Source organism: Vallitalea maricola, assembly GCF_036985595.1.
In the GTDB taxonomy this organism is placed as follows: domain Bacteria; phylum Bacillota; class Clostridia; order Lachnospirales; family Vallitaleaceae; genus Vallitalea; species Vallitalea maricola.
On the sequence record NZ_BTPU01000002.1, the window covers coordinates 21527 to 36826 of the forward strand.

The following is a 15300-nucleotide window of genomic DNA, read 5'->3' on the forward strand; positions in this document are numbered from 1 at the left end:
TTATACAATATAACTAATTGTAGCATTAGGGAAATAGTGAGCGATTAGGTCTTTAAAATATCTAGCTGCATCTTCTCTAATATCTAGGTCATAACAGAACTTCCCACGTCCTTTTGGACACATTTTTGATCTATCAAATACATTAAGAACACCCTTTAGAGCGGCGCTGTTAATGGTATCATTGGCATATCCATAAGTCATGAAGATAAGTTCAAAAAACAATTGTTCCTTTAGTTTGTCATCAAGTTTTTTGGACAAAGATTCCAACAATTCTCTATACATTTCCTGCCAATTATCTAAAAGGATTATAGGTGCTATATTGACACCAACTCTGTATCCTGCATTAAACATTTTGTTTGCGGCATCTATTCTATCTTCAAGTTTAGAAGTGCCTATTTCAACTTTTCTAATAATATAATCTGGATTGACACTAATCCTCATCTGAGTATTTCCATTGTGGTCAGCATCAAGAAGGTCATCAACCATAGCAAATTTTGTGGCAAAGGTACAAGTTGCATTATCTAGTTTGCCGAATTCTTCTATAGCCCATCTCAAATTACCTGTAATGGTATTTTCAAGAACCATATCACTTGTTGAGCCTATTTCATATATTTTTCTTTCTCCTACTTGTTTAATTTTTCTTTTTACGGAATTAATCATTGCTTCTCGATTAACGAATATGCGTAAATACGAACCTTTGAAGAAATTACATACAAGGTAGCAATATGTACATATAGCTGAGCAACCTGAAGATGTAAAAGGGACAATGAAATCTGCAGATAATTTATTAGGAGTTAATTGTAAACTTTTTCTGATACCAAGAACCAGATATTTTTTGAACTCAACAAATTTTTCATCAGGTGCTTTTTTAATGAATTCTACATCATGATGTTTTTCTATGGGTATCATTTCAATATTCAAATTTTTATAACGTTCATAAAGGGTTTTCCCTAACTCATATTCAAGAATTTTTTCTTCATAAAGTACTTTTGCTGGTATAAATTTATCCAAGATATCACCTCTATAGTATTTAATTAATGATATATTTAGTATTTCTATTTCAATATAAAATATTCTTAACCAACCAGCTATAAATCTAACTATGGATATTAGGTCAATAATGGATTATACTAATATATGGAAACATTTATTAGAGACTAATGAGATTCTATTACTATAACCAAGTACTAAATTAAGTTGTTTAATAAAAAATTTATATAAAATTAATAGGAGACTAAAATGGAATTAGAGATACTATATGAAGATACACATATAATTGTTGCAAAAAAACCTCCAAAAGTCCCTTCACAAAAGGACAAGACTGGAGATAAGGATATGTTAACATTATTGAAAGAGTATTTGATTAAAGAATATAATGTTAGAAATCCATATATTGGTTTAATTCATAGACTTGACCGACCAGTGGGTGGCTTGATGGTGTTTGCCAAGACAAAATATGCCAATACGAAATTATCAGAAGAAATTAGGTTTAAAAGATTTGAGAAACACTATTATACTGTAGTTTGTGGCAAGCCTAGCCAAGATAAAGGAGAATTAAGAGATTACCTTAAAAAGAATGGTCGAAATAATATATCCAAAGTAGTTGCTAAAAACGTAGAAGATGCCAAAGAAGCTATTTTAGAATATGAATTAATAGAAACCATTGAAACTGAAGAATATGGTACTTTGAGTCTATTGAAGATTAATCTCAAAACTGGAAGACATCATCAGATACGTGTTCAACTTTCTAATGCTACTATGCCCATATGGGGAGATAATAAATACAATGAAATTTTTATGAAAATGAAGAAATGGACACAGATTGCATTGTGGGCTGGATTCATTTCATTCAAGCATCCCAAAGAGAATAAGATCTGTAAATATGAACTAAAACCAAGTAATGAGTATCCTTTTAACATGTTCAATAATATTTAGGGGTGATTTTATGTTAAATAAATTAAAGGATATAATAGATTCAAGTAATAATATAGTGTTTTTTGGGGGTGCTGGTGTTTCCACTGAAAGTGATATACCTGACTTTCGTTCTGAAAAAGGGTTGTATAAAGCAGTTCAGAAATATCATTATCGCCCAGAAACAATAATAAGCCATACTTTTTTTATGAAAAAACCTAAGATTTTTTATGAGTATTACAAGGAGAATCTTATATATAGAGATGCCAAGCCTAATAACGCTCATAAAGCGTTAGCTAAGTTAGAGGAAAGAGGAAAATTGAAAGCTGTAGTGACGCAGAATATAGATAATTTACATCAGATGGCAGGAAGTAAAGAAGTCGTTGAATTACATGGATCAGTGTATAGAAATTATTGTATGTCTTGCGGTGAATCTTATGATATAGATTTCATCTTAGATAGTGATGATGTTCCTAGATGTACAAAATGCGGAGACATTGTCAAACCGGATGTGGTTCTGTATGAAGAGGGATTGGATGGATTAATTCTTAAAAAAGCTGTGGAATATGTTAGCTGTGCGGAAGTATTAATTATTGGGGGTACATCATTGGTAGTTTATCCAGCAGCTTCACTTATACAATATTTTAATGGGAAATATCTAGTTCTTATCAATAAAGAGGAAACTTCTTATGACAGCTATGCAGATTTAGTTATTAATAAGCCTATTGGAGAAGTTATGAAGGATTTTTTGTTATAAGAGTATAGTTTTTTATTTTTAGTGGTAGAAAAATTTACTATTTACTATATTTTGTAACTTGGTTTATAATTTCAGTTTGAAATTTTTAAGAATATTGATATAATATACTATGAAATTATATATTATAGGAGGAACTTATGATTAATCTATCAATAGAAGTATTGGACCAAGCAGGTAATAAGTTAGCAGAGTGCAGTAATACTGATGAAGTATATTTAGTTTATCAAGATACATATAAAGAGGGAGACAAGATTGTATTCAAGTCAAGTGAAAAAAATCAATATTTTATTGGACAAATTGATGATGCACTTGGAGAAGCCTTTGTATATTTCACAGAAAATAAAGTAGTTTATAATGTACCATTTGAAGAAAAAAGAACTAATTTCTCACCAAAAGTATTTAGTGGAAATATTCATCTACTGCATTTAAGAATTGCTACTAAAGAAGAAATAGGTGCATATAAGAATCTTGCTAAAAATGTTATTGATCAAAATGGTATTGAAGGATTATATCCTCATGCAAAAGCAAATGTAGAAACAAGAGGAGAAGCAGTTTTTGCAGCAAGAAATGCAATTGATGGTGTTTGTGAAAACAGATCACATGGTCCTTGGCCTTATCAATCATGGGGGATCAATATGCAGGATGATGCCGAGATGAAATTAGATTTTGGAAGATTAGTAGCAGTTGATAAAATCGTATTATATACAAGAAGCGATTTTCCACATGATAACTGGTGGGAACAAGTGAAGATTGTTTTCTCTGACGATTCTGAATTAGTTTGGGATCTTGAAAAAAGCTATAAACCACATATAATAAAAATTGAACAAAAGAAAATCAAGTGGCTGGTTCTAAAAGATTTGAAGAAAGCTGATGATCCATCACCATTCCCAGCACTTACACAAATTGAAGTGTATGGAGTAGAAGCTTAATAAAAATAAATATTGAATAATAAAAGGACTGTCTCTAATGCATTTTACTAATATTTATAGTATGCATATAGAGGCGGTCTTTAATTTTATCATCAACAATATTCAACATAAAAACTTATAATCCTCATATAATCAAATTAGTTCATTCTCAGAAAATACTGGTAAGCTACTAAAGATATTCGGTAGTTGATCCATAGAACAAATAGACAGTATAGTAAGTACAGGTGCTGATTATATGGTTAATACAAAAGACATATTTGATAAGACAGTAAAATATATTGATAGTATAGTAGATAACCTAGACGACCAGAAGAAAGTAAAGAGGCTACAGGAAGGCTGATTGAAACAGTAGATTTATTCAAAATGTAATGTTTATGTATATTTACTGGTGTAAATTAAGTTTGACTTTTAATAACACCTATGATAATATCTTTATAGAATATAAGCCATGAAGGCTTAATATAAAGACTTATAGAAATTTAAGTTTACGACACAAACAGCCCATGAAGGGTACTAATTTAATTAGTACTTTTAATGGGCTTTTTTACGTCATAATAAACTCTTATTAAACGCATACATAAGGCAAAATGCAAAATTCGAGCGTAAATAGTATAGGAGAATATTCTCCTATACTATTGGAACGGCTGTTAGCCATATTAGTTAGCCATTGCTAGCTATATCAAAAGGAGGAATATCATGAAGAAAAAGTTATGGGAAAAATGTAAAGAATTTCATGGACATGAATGTCCAGGGTTAGCTATTGGATACCGTGCATGTGAAATAGCTATGGAAAAAATCAATTTAACATTCTCTAAAGATGAAGAATTAGTATGTATTACAGAAAATGATGCTTGTGGAGTAGATGCTGTTCAAGTCATTACAGGTTGTACAATGGGAAAAGGAAATCTAATATATAAAGATACAGGCAAGATGGCATTTTCATTTTTTAATCGTATCAATGGAGACAGTATAAGATTGATACTAAATGGAAATAAAACTGAAATGACTAGAGAACAGAGAACAATACATATACTAGAGGCTCCAGCAGAAGAAGTGTTCAGTATAAAAAAACCAAACTATGAAGTACCTTCTCGTGCAAGAATATTTAATACTGTCATATGTGAAAAGTGTGGAGAAGGTGCAAAAGAAAGTAATATAAGGATAAGTAATGGAAAAAAACTATGTCTTGATTGTTATGATGAATATACAAGAGGCTGGTAAAACATAATGATATGAAAGATGTGATGAAAATTAATTCTAAAGCAGCTGAAAAAAACAATGGAATAGAAGCATATAAAAGCTATACTGCTAAGAAAGTAGCTATAGCCATATGTTCTATTATTATAATGATCATATTATCAATTATTGCTATCAATGCAGGTTCAACCAATATAAGGTTCAATGAAATATTAGGAGCTATTATTGGCCGAGGAACAGAAGTCTCTAATGTGGTTGTTCTACGTATCCGTTTACCAAGAATCATTGCTGCAATTGTTGCAGGTGCTGGTCTATCGGTATCAGGGTGTGTAATGCAAAATAACCTGCGAAACCCATTAGCTTCACCATCAACATTAGGAATATCTAACGCAGCAGCTTTTGGAGCTAATCTAGCTATAATTATATTTGGAGCAGGAAGTTTTCGAAGTTTGGGAGCTGATGCAGTTATTATTAATAATCCCTATATAGTAACCCTGTCGGCTTTTACTCTATCTATGTTAGCAGCTTTTGTCATTTTGTTACTAGCTAAATTAAGAAGTTTTTCACCTCAATCAATTATATTAGCTGGTGTTGCATTAGGTTCGCTTTTTTCTGCTGGAACTACTTTAATCCAATATTTTGCTGATGATGTACAGGTAGCAGCAGCAGTTTTCTGGACATTCGGTGATCTAGGTAGAGTATCATGGAACGAAGTAATAATAATGGCTGTTGTTATAGGTATTGCTTTAATATATTTCATGGTAAAAAGATGGGACTATAATGCCCTGGATAGTGGAGAAGAGTCAGCTAAAAGTCTAGGTGTAAATGTAGAAAGAGTCCGTTTCGGAGGTATGTTTGTTTCCTCATTGATAACATCGGTAGCTGTTGCATTTCTTGGAATAATCGGGTTTATCGGACTCATATCTCCACAGATAGTAAGAAGAATCATTGGCGGAGATCATCGATTTTTGATACCAATATCCGCTGTAACCGGTTCAATAATTTTATTATTTGCAGATACATTGGCTAGAACAATAATTGCACCAGTTATATTACCAGTAGGAGCAATAACTTCTTTTTTAGGAGCACCATTATTTCTATATTTACTGTTAAGGGGGCATAATAAAAAATGATTCTATCAGTACAAGGATTAGAATTTAGTTACCCAAGTAATAAAGTTTTGAGAGACGTTTCATTTTCTATAAAAAAGGGAGAATGCCTTGCCATATTAGGTACTAATGGAACAGGAAAATCCACACTCCTAAAATGTATAAACAGAATTCTAAAACCTCAAAAGGGAGCAGTTTTAATAGATGAATCTGATGTTCATAAATTAAACCAAACAGATTTAGCTAAGAGGATAGGTTATGTTTCTCAGAGTAATCAGTCCTTCAGAACAACTGTATTTGATACTGTTCTTATTGGCAGAAAACCATATATTAAATGGGATGTTACAGAGAAAGATTTGAACATCGTAAATAGAGCAATAGAAATGCTTGGATTACAAGAATATTCTTTGAGATATATCGATGAATTAAGCGGCGGAGAACTGCAAAAAGTTATTATAGCCAGGGCATTAGCACAAGAGCCTAAGATTCTTATGTTTGATGAACCCACAAGCAGTCTTGACTTAAAAAATCAGTTAGAAGTAATAAATATAATTAAATATGTAGTTAAAAATAAGAAAATATCTGCCCTAGTTACAATACATGATTTGAATTTAGCCTTAAGATTTGCTGATAAATTCATATTGTTGAAAGAGGGCAAAATATATGCAGCTGGAGGGATAGAAATCATGACTTCTCACAACATAGAGTCTGTCTATTCAGTTCCAGTGAAAGTTGAAAAATTGAACAGTAAGATGGTTGTAGTACCCATCTGATAAATACAAATATTGTCAAGGAGATCTATGATTATGAATAAGAAAAATAAAATATTAATAGCTATAACATTTTTAATAACAACGATTATGTTCATTGGTTGTGCTTCCAAAACAACAACTGACAACGATTCAAGCTCTACTAAAATAACATTGACAGATATGTTGGGAAGAACTATATCAATGGATAACAATGCCAATAAAATAGTTGCTATTGGACCTGGAGCATTAAGGTTGTATTGTTACATAGATAGTACAGATAAAATAGTTGGAATAGAACAGATAGAAAAGGACCATCCTACAGGAAGGCCCTATGCTATTGCTAATGAGTCATTAAAAGAACTAGAGGTAATAGGTCCAGGAGGACCAAATAATTCTCCTGATGCTGAAAAACTATTATCAGTAAAACCAGATGTAATATTTTCAATGTATGCATATGATAAGGCTTCAGTAGATGAACTGCAAGCTAAGACTGGAATACCAGTAGTAGCATTAAGTTATGGTAAAGTATCGACTTTTGACCCTGCTGTATATGAGTCATTAGAAATCATAGGAAAAGTTATGGGGAGGGAAAATAGAGCCGATGAAGTGATCAATTTCATGAAAGATTGTCATGATGATTTGAATGAAAGAACGAAAGATATTGAAGAAAGTAAAAAATCAAGTGCATATATAGGCGCTCTATCATATAAAGGAAGTCATGGTATAGAAAGTACTTATGGAGATTATTCCCTATTCGAAGCAATAAATGCAAAAAATGTTGTAGATGAAGTTGGAAAAACAGGTTCTATAATGATAGATAAAGAAAAACTAATTGAATGGAATCCTGATAAGATATTTATTGACTATGGTGGACTGAATCTAGTAAAAGATGATTATAACAAGAATCCAGATTTTTATAACACTTTATCTGCATTCAAAGATGGTGAGTTGTACTCACAATTGCCATATAATTTTTATCATACCAACATAGGTACTGCAATGGCAGATGCATATTATCTTGGGAAAGTTCTTTACCCAGATAGTTTCGAGGATATAGAACCTGAGAAAAAAGCAGATGAGATTTATAAGTTTCTACTTGGAAAAGAAGTTTATAAGAAAATGGCTGAGGATTTTGGTGAGTTCCGTAAAGTCTCAATAAATTGACAATTCAAAGGGGATAAATAATTAATGTTTATGAAAAGAAGGAGTAGACTTGAATGAAAATTTTATACTATGACTGTTTCGCTGGAATAAGTGGAGATATGAACTTAGGTGCATTAATAGATTTAGGTGTAGATAAAGATTATCTTATAGAAGAACTGAATAAGCTAACTATATCACAAGAATTTAAGATTAAGATTCAAACAAAACAAAAGATGGGAATTACGGGAACAAAAGTAGATGTGATTTTAGAAAATAAACATGGGCATGTACATGGACAAGAATATGAACACAAACATGAGCATACAGATACACATACACATAATCACGAACATAGAAATCTAAATAGTATATATAAAATTATTGATGAGAGTAATTTAAACGAGAACGTGAAGAAATTGAGTAAGGATATGTTTTTAGCTGTAGCAAAAGCCGAGGCAAAAGTACATGGGAAATCTATTGAGAAAGTCCATTTTCATGAAGTAGGTGCTGTTGATTCCATAGTTGATATTATAGGAGCAGCTATATGCATTGATAATCTTAAGGTAGATAGAATTATGTCTTCTACAGTAGAGTTAGGCGGTGGATTCGTTAAATGTGCACATGGAATTATTCCTGTTCCAGCCCCTGCAACTACAGAGATTCTTACTAATATACCTATACACATGGGAAAAGTGAATTCTGAAACAACAACTCCTACAGGAGCGGCAATATTAAAGACTATAGTTAATGAATTCACTGATAAAATAGATTTTAAAATAGTAAAAATCGGATATGGACTAGGTACCAAAGATTTTGAAATACCAAATGTATTAAGGGCTTTTCTAGGTGAGGTTGATGATAAAGTCAAAGATGTTCAGACAATGTTAGAAATCAACATTGATGATATGAATTCAGAACTATTTGGTTATATAGAAGATAAACTTTTTGAAAATGGAGCATTGGATGTATATAAAACACCTATCATAATGAAAAAAGGAAGACCAGCCATTAAATTAAGTGTCTTAGTTGATTCAACTAGTTTACATAAAATAGAGAATGTATTACTAGTAGAGACAACTACCTTAGGTCTTAGAAAATATACAGTTGAAAAAGTAATGCTGGATAGAGAGTTTATAACCCTTTCAACAAAATATGGAGATATACCTATAAAAAAAGGGCTGCTAGATGGTAAAGTCATAAAAATGAAACCAGAATACGAAGTATGTAAAAGATTAGCAACGGAACATGAAATACCAATAAGAACTATTTATGATGAAATATATAAATTAACTTGATTGGAGAATGATTATGGACAAATATAATACCTTAATACAATACTTGAAAAAATTAGAAAAGGTAATAATAGCTTTTTCAGGAGGAGTGGATAGTACCTTTTTGTTATATGCAGCAAAAGAAGCATTGGGCGATAATATTAAGGCTGTAACAATAAACTCACCTTATATAGCAAATTGGGAAATTGAAGAATCCAAAGAATTCACACAAAAAATAGGAGTGAAACATGATTTTTTAGAGGTGGATATTGTAGAAGATATAAAGCATAATCCCATAAATAGATGCTATCTATGTAAGAAGTATATCTTCCAGAAGATTAAAGAAAAGGCTAAAAATGAAAATTACAGATATATTATTGATGGAACCAATTTTGATGATATCAAGGATTATAGGCCAGGTATGAAAGCGTTGAAAGAATTAGAGATTGTAAGTCCATTACTTATATGTGAAATTACTAAATCTGATATTAGAGAAATGTCAAGGAACAAAGAACTAGAAGTATGGAATAAACCTTCCTATGCCTGCCTTTTGACTAGAATCCCACATGACACAGTAATAGAAAATACTACCTTAGCTAGGATAGAAGAAGCAGAAAAATATTTGATGAATAAGGGTTTGAGAGCATGTAGGGTAAGGGTACATGGAAACTTAGCGAGAATAGAACTGACTAAGAATGACTTAAGTAAGATTTTTGATGAAAAAATCAGAGAAAATATTACTGATTATTTTTCAAAAATAGGTTTTGACTATACTACATTAGATTTACAAGGTTATAAAATGGGTAATTTCAGTATAAAAGATATTGAGGCAGGTGATAGGGATGAATGAAAAAGATATTATGCAGCTGTTAGAGCAATTGAAAAATAATAATATCTCTGTAGATGAGGCATATAGAGCAATAAAAGACCTGCCATTCAAGGATCTTGGTTTTGCTAAGATTGATAATCATAGAGAAATTCGAGTAGGGTATCCAGAAGTAATATATTGTGAAAATAAAACCATATCTCAAGTTCGAGAAATAATAAAATTTATGTTAACTAAAAACAATAATATTCTAGCAACTAGAGCTAGTAAGGAAATGTTTGAAGAAGTTAAAGGTTTGCATAGGGATTTAAGATATAACGAGTTAGGCAGAACCATTACTTATGAGGCAAATAAAATTCCAAGAACAGAATCTTATATTGCTATAGTTTCAGCAGGAACTTCTGATTTAGCAGTAGTTGAAGAAGCAAAAGAAACTGCGTTAATACTAGGAAACAAAGTAGAGGTAATAACTGATGTTGGTGTAGCAGGTATTCACAGGTTATATGCTAGACTAGATATTATTAGGGAAGCAAAGGTCATTATCGTAATAGCTGGTATGGAAGGAGCATTAGCCAGTGTAGTAGGAGGTTTGATAGATAAACCCATCATAGCTGTTCCAACAAGTGTTGGGTATGGGGCTAACTTCAATGGTTTATCGGCTCTACTTTCCATGTTGAACAGTTGTGCTTCTGGTGTTTCAGTTGTTAACATAGATAATGGATTTGGTGCAGCTTATAATGCCAGTATGATTAATAAAATATAATAAAAAACACCTTTAGAAAATCTTAAGAAATAATTTATCAAAAATCAATCTATCCTCACTGAATTTGTGATATAGTTTAAGAAAAACATGAAAGGGAAGATTGATGTGGACAACTATCCAGATAATTATAGCAAGATACGTAATAATACTTATAGAAAACAAAACCGCCGAACAGGAAAGGGTGTTATACTCTTTTTATTAAGTTGTGGTTTAATAGCTTTTATGGCTTATAAAATAGTTAATCAGGGTGACTCTATTACAAACAATGTTAGAAGTGAAGAAATTAATTTTAAATATGACAGAGAAGTTACAGTAAGAGAAAATGTAACTACCCCTGATCCTCCAGAAGAATATCCGGCTGATATACCTAATAGAGAAGAACTCATAGAACTAGCTGGGGAGTATCCAGATGTAAAAACGATACTAAAAAATGTCAAAGATTACCCAGATGAACTTTTAGAACTTATAGTAAGAAATCCAGAAACAATAAAATTTGTCCTAGATTATCCAACTAAATATCCAGCAATAGATGAGGATAGTTCAATAGATATCACTCAAGAGTACAAGCAAGGTGAGATACCACTTTTTTTACAATGGGACCAACGTTGGGGATATTATAATTACGGAGATTCTCCAATAGGACTTTCCGGTTGCGGACCAACAGTTTTATCAATGGTCATAGTGGCACTTACTGGTGATACTGAGAAAAATCCAAAAGTTGTATCGGATTTCAGTTATGAGAACGGGTACTTTATAGAGGGTTCCGGATCTAGCTGGTCTCTTATGACAGATGGTGCCGAATCCTTTGGACTAGATTCAACAGTATTACCGTTAAGTGAAAAAACTATTAAATCAAATCTGCGAGAGGGTAATCCCATAGTTGTTAGCCTGAGACCAGGAGATTTTACTACAACAGGTCATTTTATTGTGTTGACAGGTATAACAGATGAGGGGAAAATAACAGTAAATGACCCGAATAGTATAGAAAGAAGTAATAAAGAATGGGATATAGATGTTTTTATGAAACAATCTAAAAATCTATGGGCATTCAGTAGTTAATATCCAAAGAAAGTTACTGCTATTATGAATGAAGCAGTAGCTTTCTTTGATTTTATGCTATTATTATTGTTTTAGATTATTTATGAACTCATCAGTTATATGAGAGATATCAGAAGCCTTAGTCTGATATAGGAAATGAGAGGCTTCTTTAGAATTTAGAAATTTAATTACATAAATTAATAAAAAACAATGAAATTATATTGCATAATTCTAAAAAAGTATATATAATAAAACTAAACAATAGAAAAAGGTGAATAACAGCAAGCATCCTATTAAGAAATGATTTACAAATCATCATTATATAATATAATAAATATATAAGACATAGGAAAAATCACATTAATGATGCAAAAAACTTAATTAGAAAGAGTGATATTATGGGTTGTTTATCAATAATTAATCAGTTATCTGAAGAATTTACTGTTTCAGAGAGTAAAATATCTAATTATATACTTAAGAACACTAACAAAGTATTGGGATTGAATGCCAATGAACTTGCAAAAATAAGTAAAGTATCGCCTGCATCTGTTGTGAGATTTACTCGTAAACTAGGATATGACAGCTATAGTGAGATGATGATACAGCTTGCCAGAGATGTTGAATCTCAAAATAGTGAATACCTAGACTTTCTTTTACATTCAGATGATAGTTTTGAAGAGATGACTAAAAAAGTTATGCTTAACATTACATCCACATTGAATGAGACATATAATCTGTTGAAACCAAAACAATTAGAAGCTGCAATCGATGTATTAAGGAAAGCTGAAACCATATATCTATTTGGAATAGGCGCCTCAGGTATCGTAGCGGAGGACATGCTTCAAAAACTTGTAAGAATCAATAAAAAATGTGTATATTATCCAGACTATAACCTTGGAGTAGCCAGTTCTGTTCATATTACAGATAAGGATGCAGTAGTTGCATTTTCATATGGTGGCAAAACAAAGGAAGTAAATATAGCAGTACAAACTGCGAAGAGTAAAGGTGCTAAGTGTATAGCTGTTACCAAGTGCGGCAAATCACCTTTAGCATCTATAGCAGATATGTGTTTGCTTTTACCTAATAGAGAAAATGAAATAAGAATTGGAGCAGTACAATCTAGATATGCTCAATTATTTATTGTAGACTTGTTATTTGTTGGAGTAGTAAAAGATAACTTTGACAAAAATGAAGAGTATCTACAAAAAACAAGAGAAATAATAGCTAGGTTAAGAATATAGATCAACTATAATATTACCCTGCAACAAGAATTTACAGCTTATGCAGGGCAATATAATAGATATTTTTGAAATAATATTTCATATAATACAAATAAAGCTTGAAATCAGATTCTATATATTATATAATAAATATACTAGAAATATTCAAAATAATAACTTGTGTTAGGATTAAGGTGATATTTATATGCAATATATTATAGGAGTTGATGCAGGAGGCACTAAAACAAGTTGTGAAGCTTATAGTCTTGGGGGCAAACTTCTATCTAGTGCAACTAGTTCTTTTGGGAGTGTTGTTGTAGATAAGAAAGAAGCTCTTAGGAATATTAAAACAGGAATAGATGAATGTATGAGTTCCTTGACAGCTTCAGAATGTAAAGGGATTGTAGTTGGTGCAGCTGGAGCAGAAACAGGCAATGCATTAGAAGAGATTAAATCTTATCTTATTAAATATTACGATACAAAGGTTATTGTAACTAATGATGCAAAATTAGCTATGTATGGTTATTTAGAAGGAAAAGATGGAATATTACTTATTTCTGGAACAGGTTCAATTGGTTATGGAAAGAAAGGCAACACTATAGAAAGATGTGGTGGCTGGGGACATTTAATTGATGATAAAGGCAGTGGATATTATATTGCAATGGAAGCTATAAGACGTATTGTAAAAGAACGAGATGAAAGAAGAGAATTCAGTAATCTAAGTAAGAAGATATTAAAACATATTAATATTAACGAAATAAAATATCTTATTGATTTTGTTTACAATTCTCCAAAAGGGCAAATTGCTTCCATAGTGCCTGTAATATTAGACGAAGCTGAAAATAATGACAAAACAGCTATAGACATCCTAGTAAGGGCAGGGCAACATTTGTTTGATATAATAAAGACTTTATGCAACTCTATGAATTTCAACAATGATTACATAACATTTTCAGGTAGTATCATGAAGATACCACTAGTCAAAAATACTATTATTCATAGAATGAAAAACGAATTACCTAACTTAAAATTGCTAGAAAAACAATGTTCTCCTACTATTGGAGGATATTACATATTTATTGAAGAGAGTTCTATCTAGCCTTGGAGGAGTTATAAAATGAACATTAAGGTTAAAAACGGAATAGACAATATTAATAACATAAATAATTTATTAAAGGGTAAAAAAATAGGACTTATAACTAATCCAACAGGTGTAGATAAGAATCTTGAGGCAACAATCGATATTATTGACAGGAACTATAATCTTTGTTGCCTCTATTCTCCAGAACATGGAGTAAGAGGGAATGTACAAGCTGGTGCGAAAGTTGAATCATATGTGGATGAAGATACTAATAAACCTGTATATTCCTTATATGGTAAGAATAAGCGTCTTTCCAGCGATATGTTAAAAGATATAGATATCGTCATATTTGATATTCAAGATGTAGGAGCTAGATTTTATACATATCTATATACAATGACATATGCTATGGAAGGGTGTAGGGAAAAAGGAATACCTTTTGTAGTTTTAGATAGAATCAATCCATTAGGCGGAACTAAAGTTGAGGGAACTTTATTAGATGAAAGATTTCAATCTTTTGTAGGAAAATATTCTATGCCTACAAGATATGCTTTGACCATAGGGGAGTTTGCTAAACTGATAAATGCTCAGAAAAATATTAATTGTGATTTGACAGTTGTGCCTTGCACAGGGTGGAAGAGAGAAATGTATTATGATGAAACAGATCTACAGTGGATTATGCCGTCGCCTAATATACCAACAATCCAATCTGCATTGGTATACATAGGTACCTGTGTTTTTGAGGGAACTAATGTTTCAGAAGGGAGAGGGACAACGAAACCTTTTGAAATAATAGGGGCACCTTGGCTTGATACTAAAAAAGTTATTGATGCCATGAATAAAAAAAGATTGAAAGGTGTCAAATTCAGACAAACGTATTTTAAGCCTACTTTCTCTAAGTATAAAGATATGGACTGCAAAGGAATACAGATACATGTAATGGATAGAAATAGCTTTGAACCTTTTAAGACTGGTTTATACTTATTGGATGAGATTAAAAATAGCAATAATGCATTTGAATGGTTAAAACCTTTCAAAGAAGGTGGACATCATTTTATTGATCTTCTACTTGGAACAGACGAAATAAGAGAAAAAGATTTTGATGCAGAAAAATTTATTGAAAAACAGAGAAAACAGATTATGGATTTTGATAAAGTACTAAAGAAATACTATCTTTATCGTTAAGGGAATAATCCATATGACATTGATACAGAGCCTGATTAAGGTTCTGTTTTTTATCTTTTAAAGTTATTATTCAAAGTACATAAAAATATGAATAGCCAATTCAATAAAGATGCAGAGA

The 15300-nt window shown here is 31.4% G+C and carries 15 protein-coding genes; 14 read left to right on the forward strand and 1 reads right to left on the reverse strand.

Translation table 11 applies throughout. The features are described from left to right. Window positions 1–1011: an SPL family radical SAM protein gene (locus tag AACQ14_RS00620; RefSeq protein WP_339361625.1), complete on the reverse strand. Its 1011-nt coding sequence runs from the start codon at window positions 1009–1011 to the stop codon at window positions 1–3. Between the two features lie 228 nt (window positions 1012–1239). Here AACQ14_RS00620 and AACQ14_RS00625 point away from each other — a divergent pair, with 228 nt between their 5' ends. From AACQ14_RS00625 to AACQ14_RS00690, 14 genes are all read left to right on the forward strand, one after another. Then, window positions 1240–1935 (forward strand): RluA family pseudouridine synthase, encoded by a 696-nt coding sequence (locus tag AACQ14_RS00625; protein WP_339361626.1) that lies wholly within the window; start codon window positions 1240–1242, stop codon window positions 1933–1935. Window positions 1936–1945: 10 nt separating this feature from the next. Continuing rightward, on the forward strand, window positions 1946–2668 hold the full coding sequence (locus AACQ14_RS00630) for an NAD-dependent protein deacylase (RefSeq protein ID WP_339361627.1): 723 nt from the start codon (window positions 1946–1948) through the stop codon (window positions 2666–2668). A gap of 140 nt (window positions 2669–2808) precedes the next feature. Further along, window positions 2809–3597: a carbohydrate-binding protein gene (locus tag AACQ14_RS00635; RefSeq protein ID WP_423247980.1), complete on the forward strand. Its 789-nt coding sequence runs from the start codon at window positions 2809–2811 to the stop codon at window positions 3595–3597. A gap of 696 nt (window positions 3598–4293) precedes the next feature. Next, window positions 4294–4818, forward strand: coding sequence for an FmdE family protein (locus tag AACQ14_RS00640; RefSeq protein ID WP_339361629.1), 525 nt, complete (start codon window positions 4294–4296; stop codon window positions 4816–4818). 11 nt (window positions 4819–4829) lie between these two features. After that, window positions 4830–5927 carry a FecCD family ABC transporter permease gene (locus tag AACQ14_RS00645; protein ID WP_339361630.1) on the forward strand — a complete coding sequence of 366 codons (1098 nt, stop codon included), beginning with the start codon at window positions 4830–4832 and terminating at the stop codon, window positions 5925–5927. Next, window positions 5924–6676: an ABC transporter ATP-binding protein gene (locus tag AACQ14_RS00650; RefSeq protein WP_339361631.1), complete on the forward strand. Its 753-nt coding sequence runs from the start codon at window positions 5924–5926 to the stop codon at window positions 6674–6676. The genes AACQ14_RS00645 and AACQ14_RS00650 overlap by 4 nt, the downstream gene beginning before the upstream one ends. 33 nt (window positions 6677–6709) lie before the next feature. Beyond that, complete coding sequence (locus AACQ14_RS00655) at window positions 6710–7819, forward strand: iron ABC transporter substrate-binding protein (RefSeq protein WP_339361632.1); 1110 nt, start codon at window positions 6710–6712, stop codon at window positions 7817–7819. A 53-nt stretch (window positions 7820–7872) separates the two neighbouring features. After that, window positions 7873–9093: a nickel pincer cofactor biosynthesis protein LarC gene (larC, locus tag AACQ14_RS00660; protein WP_339361633.1), complete on the forward strand. Its 1221-nt coding sequence runs from the start codon at window positions 7873–7875 to the stop codon at window positions 9091–9093. Window positions 9094–9106: 13 nt separating this feature from the next. Then, complete coding sequence (larE, locus tag AACQ14_RS00665) at window positions 9107–9919, forward strand: ATP-dependent sacrificial sulfur transferase LarE (protein ID WP_339361634.1); 813 nt, start codon at window positions 9107–9109, stop codon at window positions 9917–9919. Beyond that, window positions 9912–10658: a nickel pincer cofactor biosynthesis protein LarB gene (gene larB / locus AACQ14_RS00670; RefSeq protein WP_339361635.1), complete on the forward strand. Its 747-nt coding sequence runs from the start codon at window positions 9912–9914 to the stop codon at window positions 10656–10658. Before larE ends, larB begins: the two co-directional genes overlap by 8 nt. 87 nt (window positions 10659–10745) lie before the next feature. After that, window positions 10746–11717, forward strand: coding sequence for a C39 family peptidase (locus tag AACQ14_RS00675; protein ID WP_339361636.1), 972 nt, complete (start codon window positions 10746–10748; stop codon window positions 11715–11717). Window positions 11718–12094: 377 nt separating this feature from the next. Further along, window positions 12095–12937, forward strand: a complete 843-nt coding sequence (locus tag AACQ14_RS00680; RefSeq protein WP_339361637.1) for a MurR/RpiR family transcriptional regulator — start codon at window positions 12095–12097, stop codon at window positions 12935–12937. 184 nt (window positions 12938–13121) lie between these two features. After that, the gene (locus AACQ14_RS00685) at window positions 13122–14015 is read left to right on the forward strand and encodes an N-acetylglucosamine kinase (RefSeq protein WP_339361638.1); all 894 of its coding nucleotides are present in this window, start codon (window positions 13122–13124) and stop codon (window positions 14013–14015) included. A gap of 18 nt (window positions 14016–14033) precedes the next feature. Further along, the gene (locus tag AACQ14_RS00690) at window positions 14034–15182 is read left to right on the forward strand and encodes an exo-beta-N-acetylmuramidase NamZ family protein (RefSeq protein ID WP_339361639.1); all 1149 of its coding nucleotides are present in this window, start codon (window positions 14034–14036) and stop codon (window positions 15180–15182) included. Window positions 15183–15300: the final 118 nt, after the last annotated feature.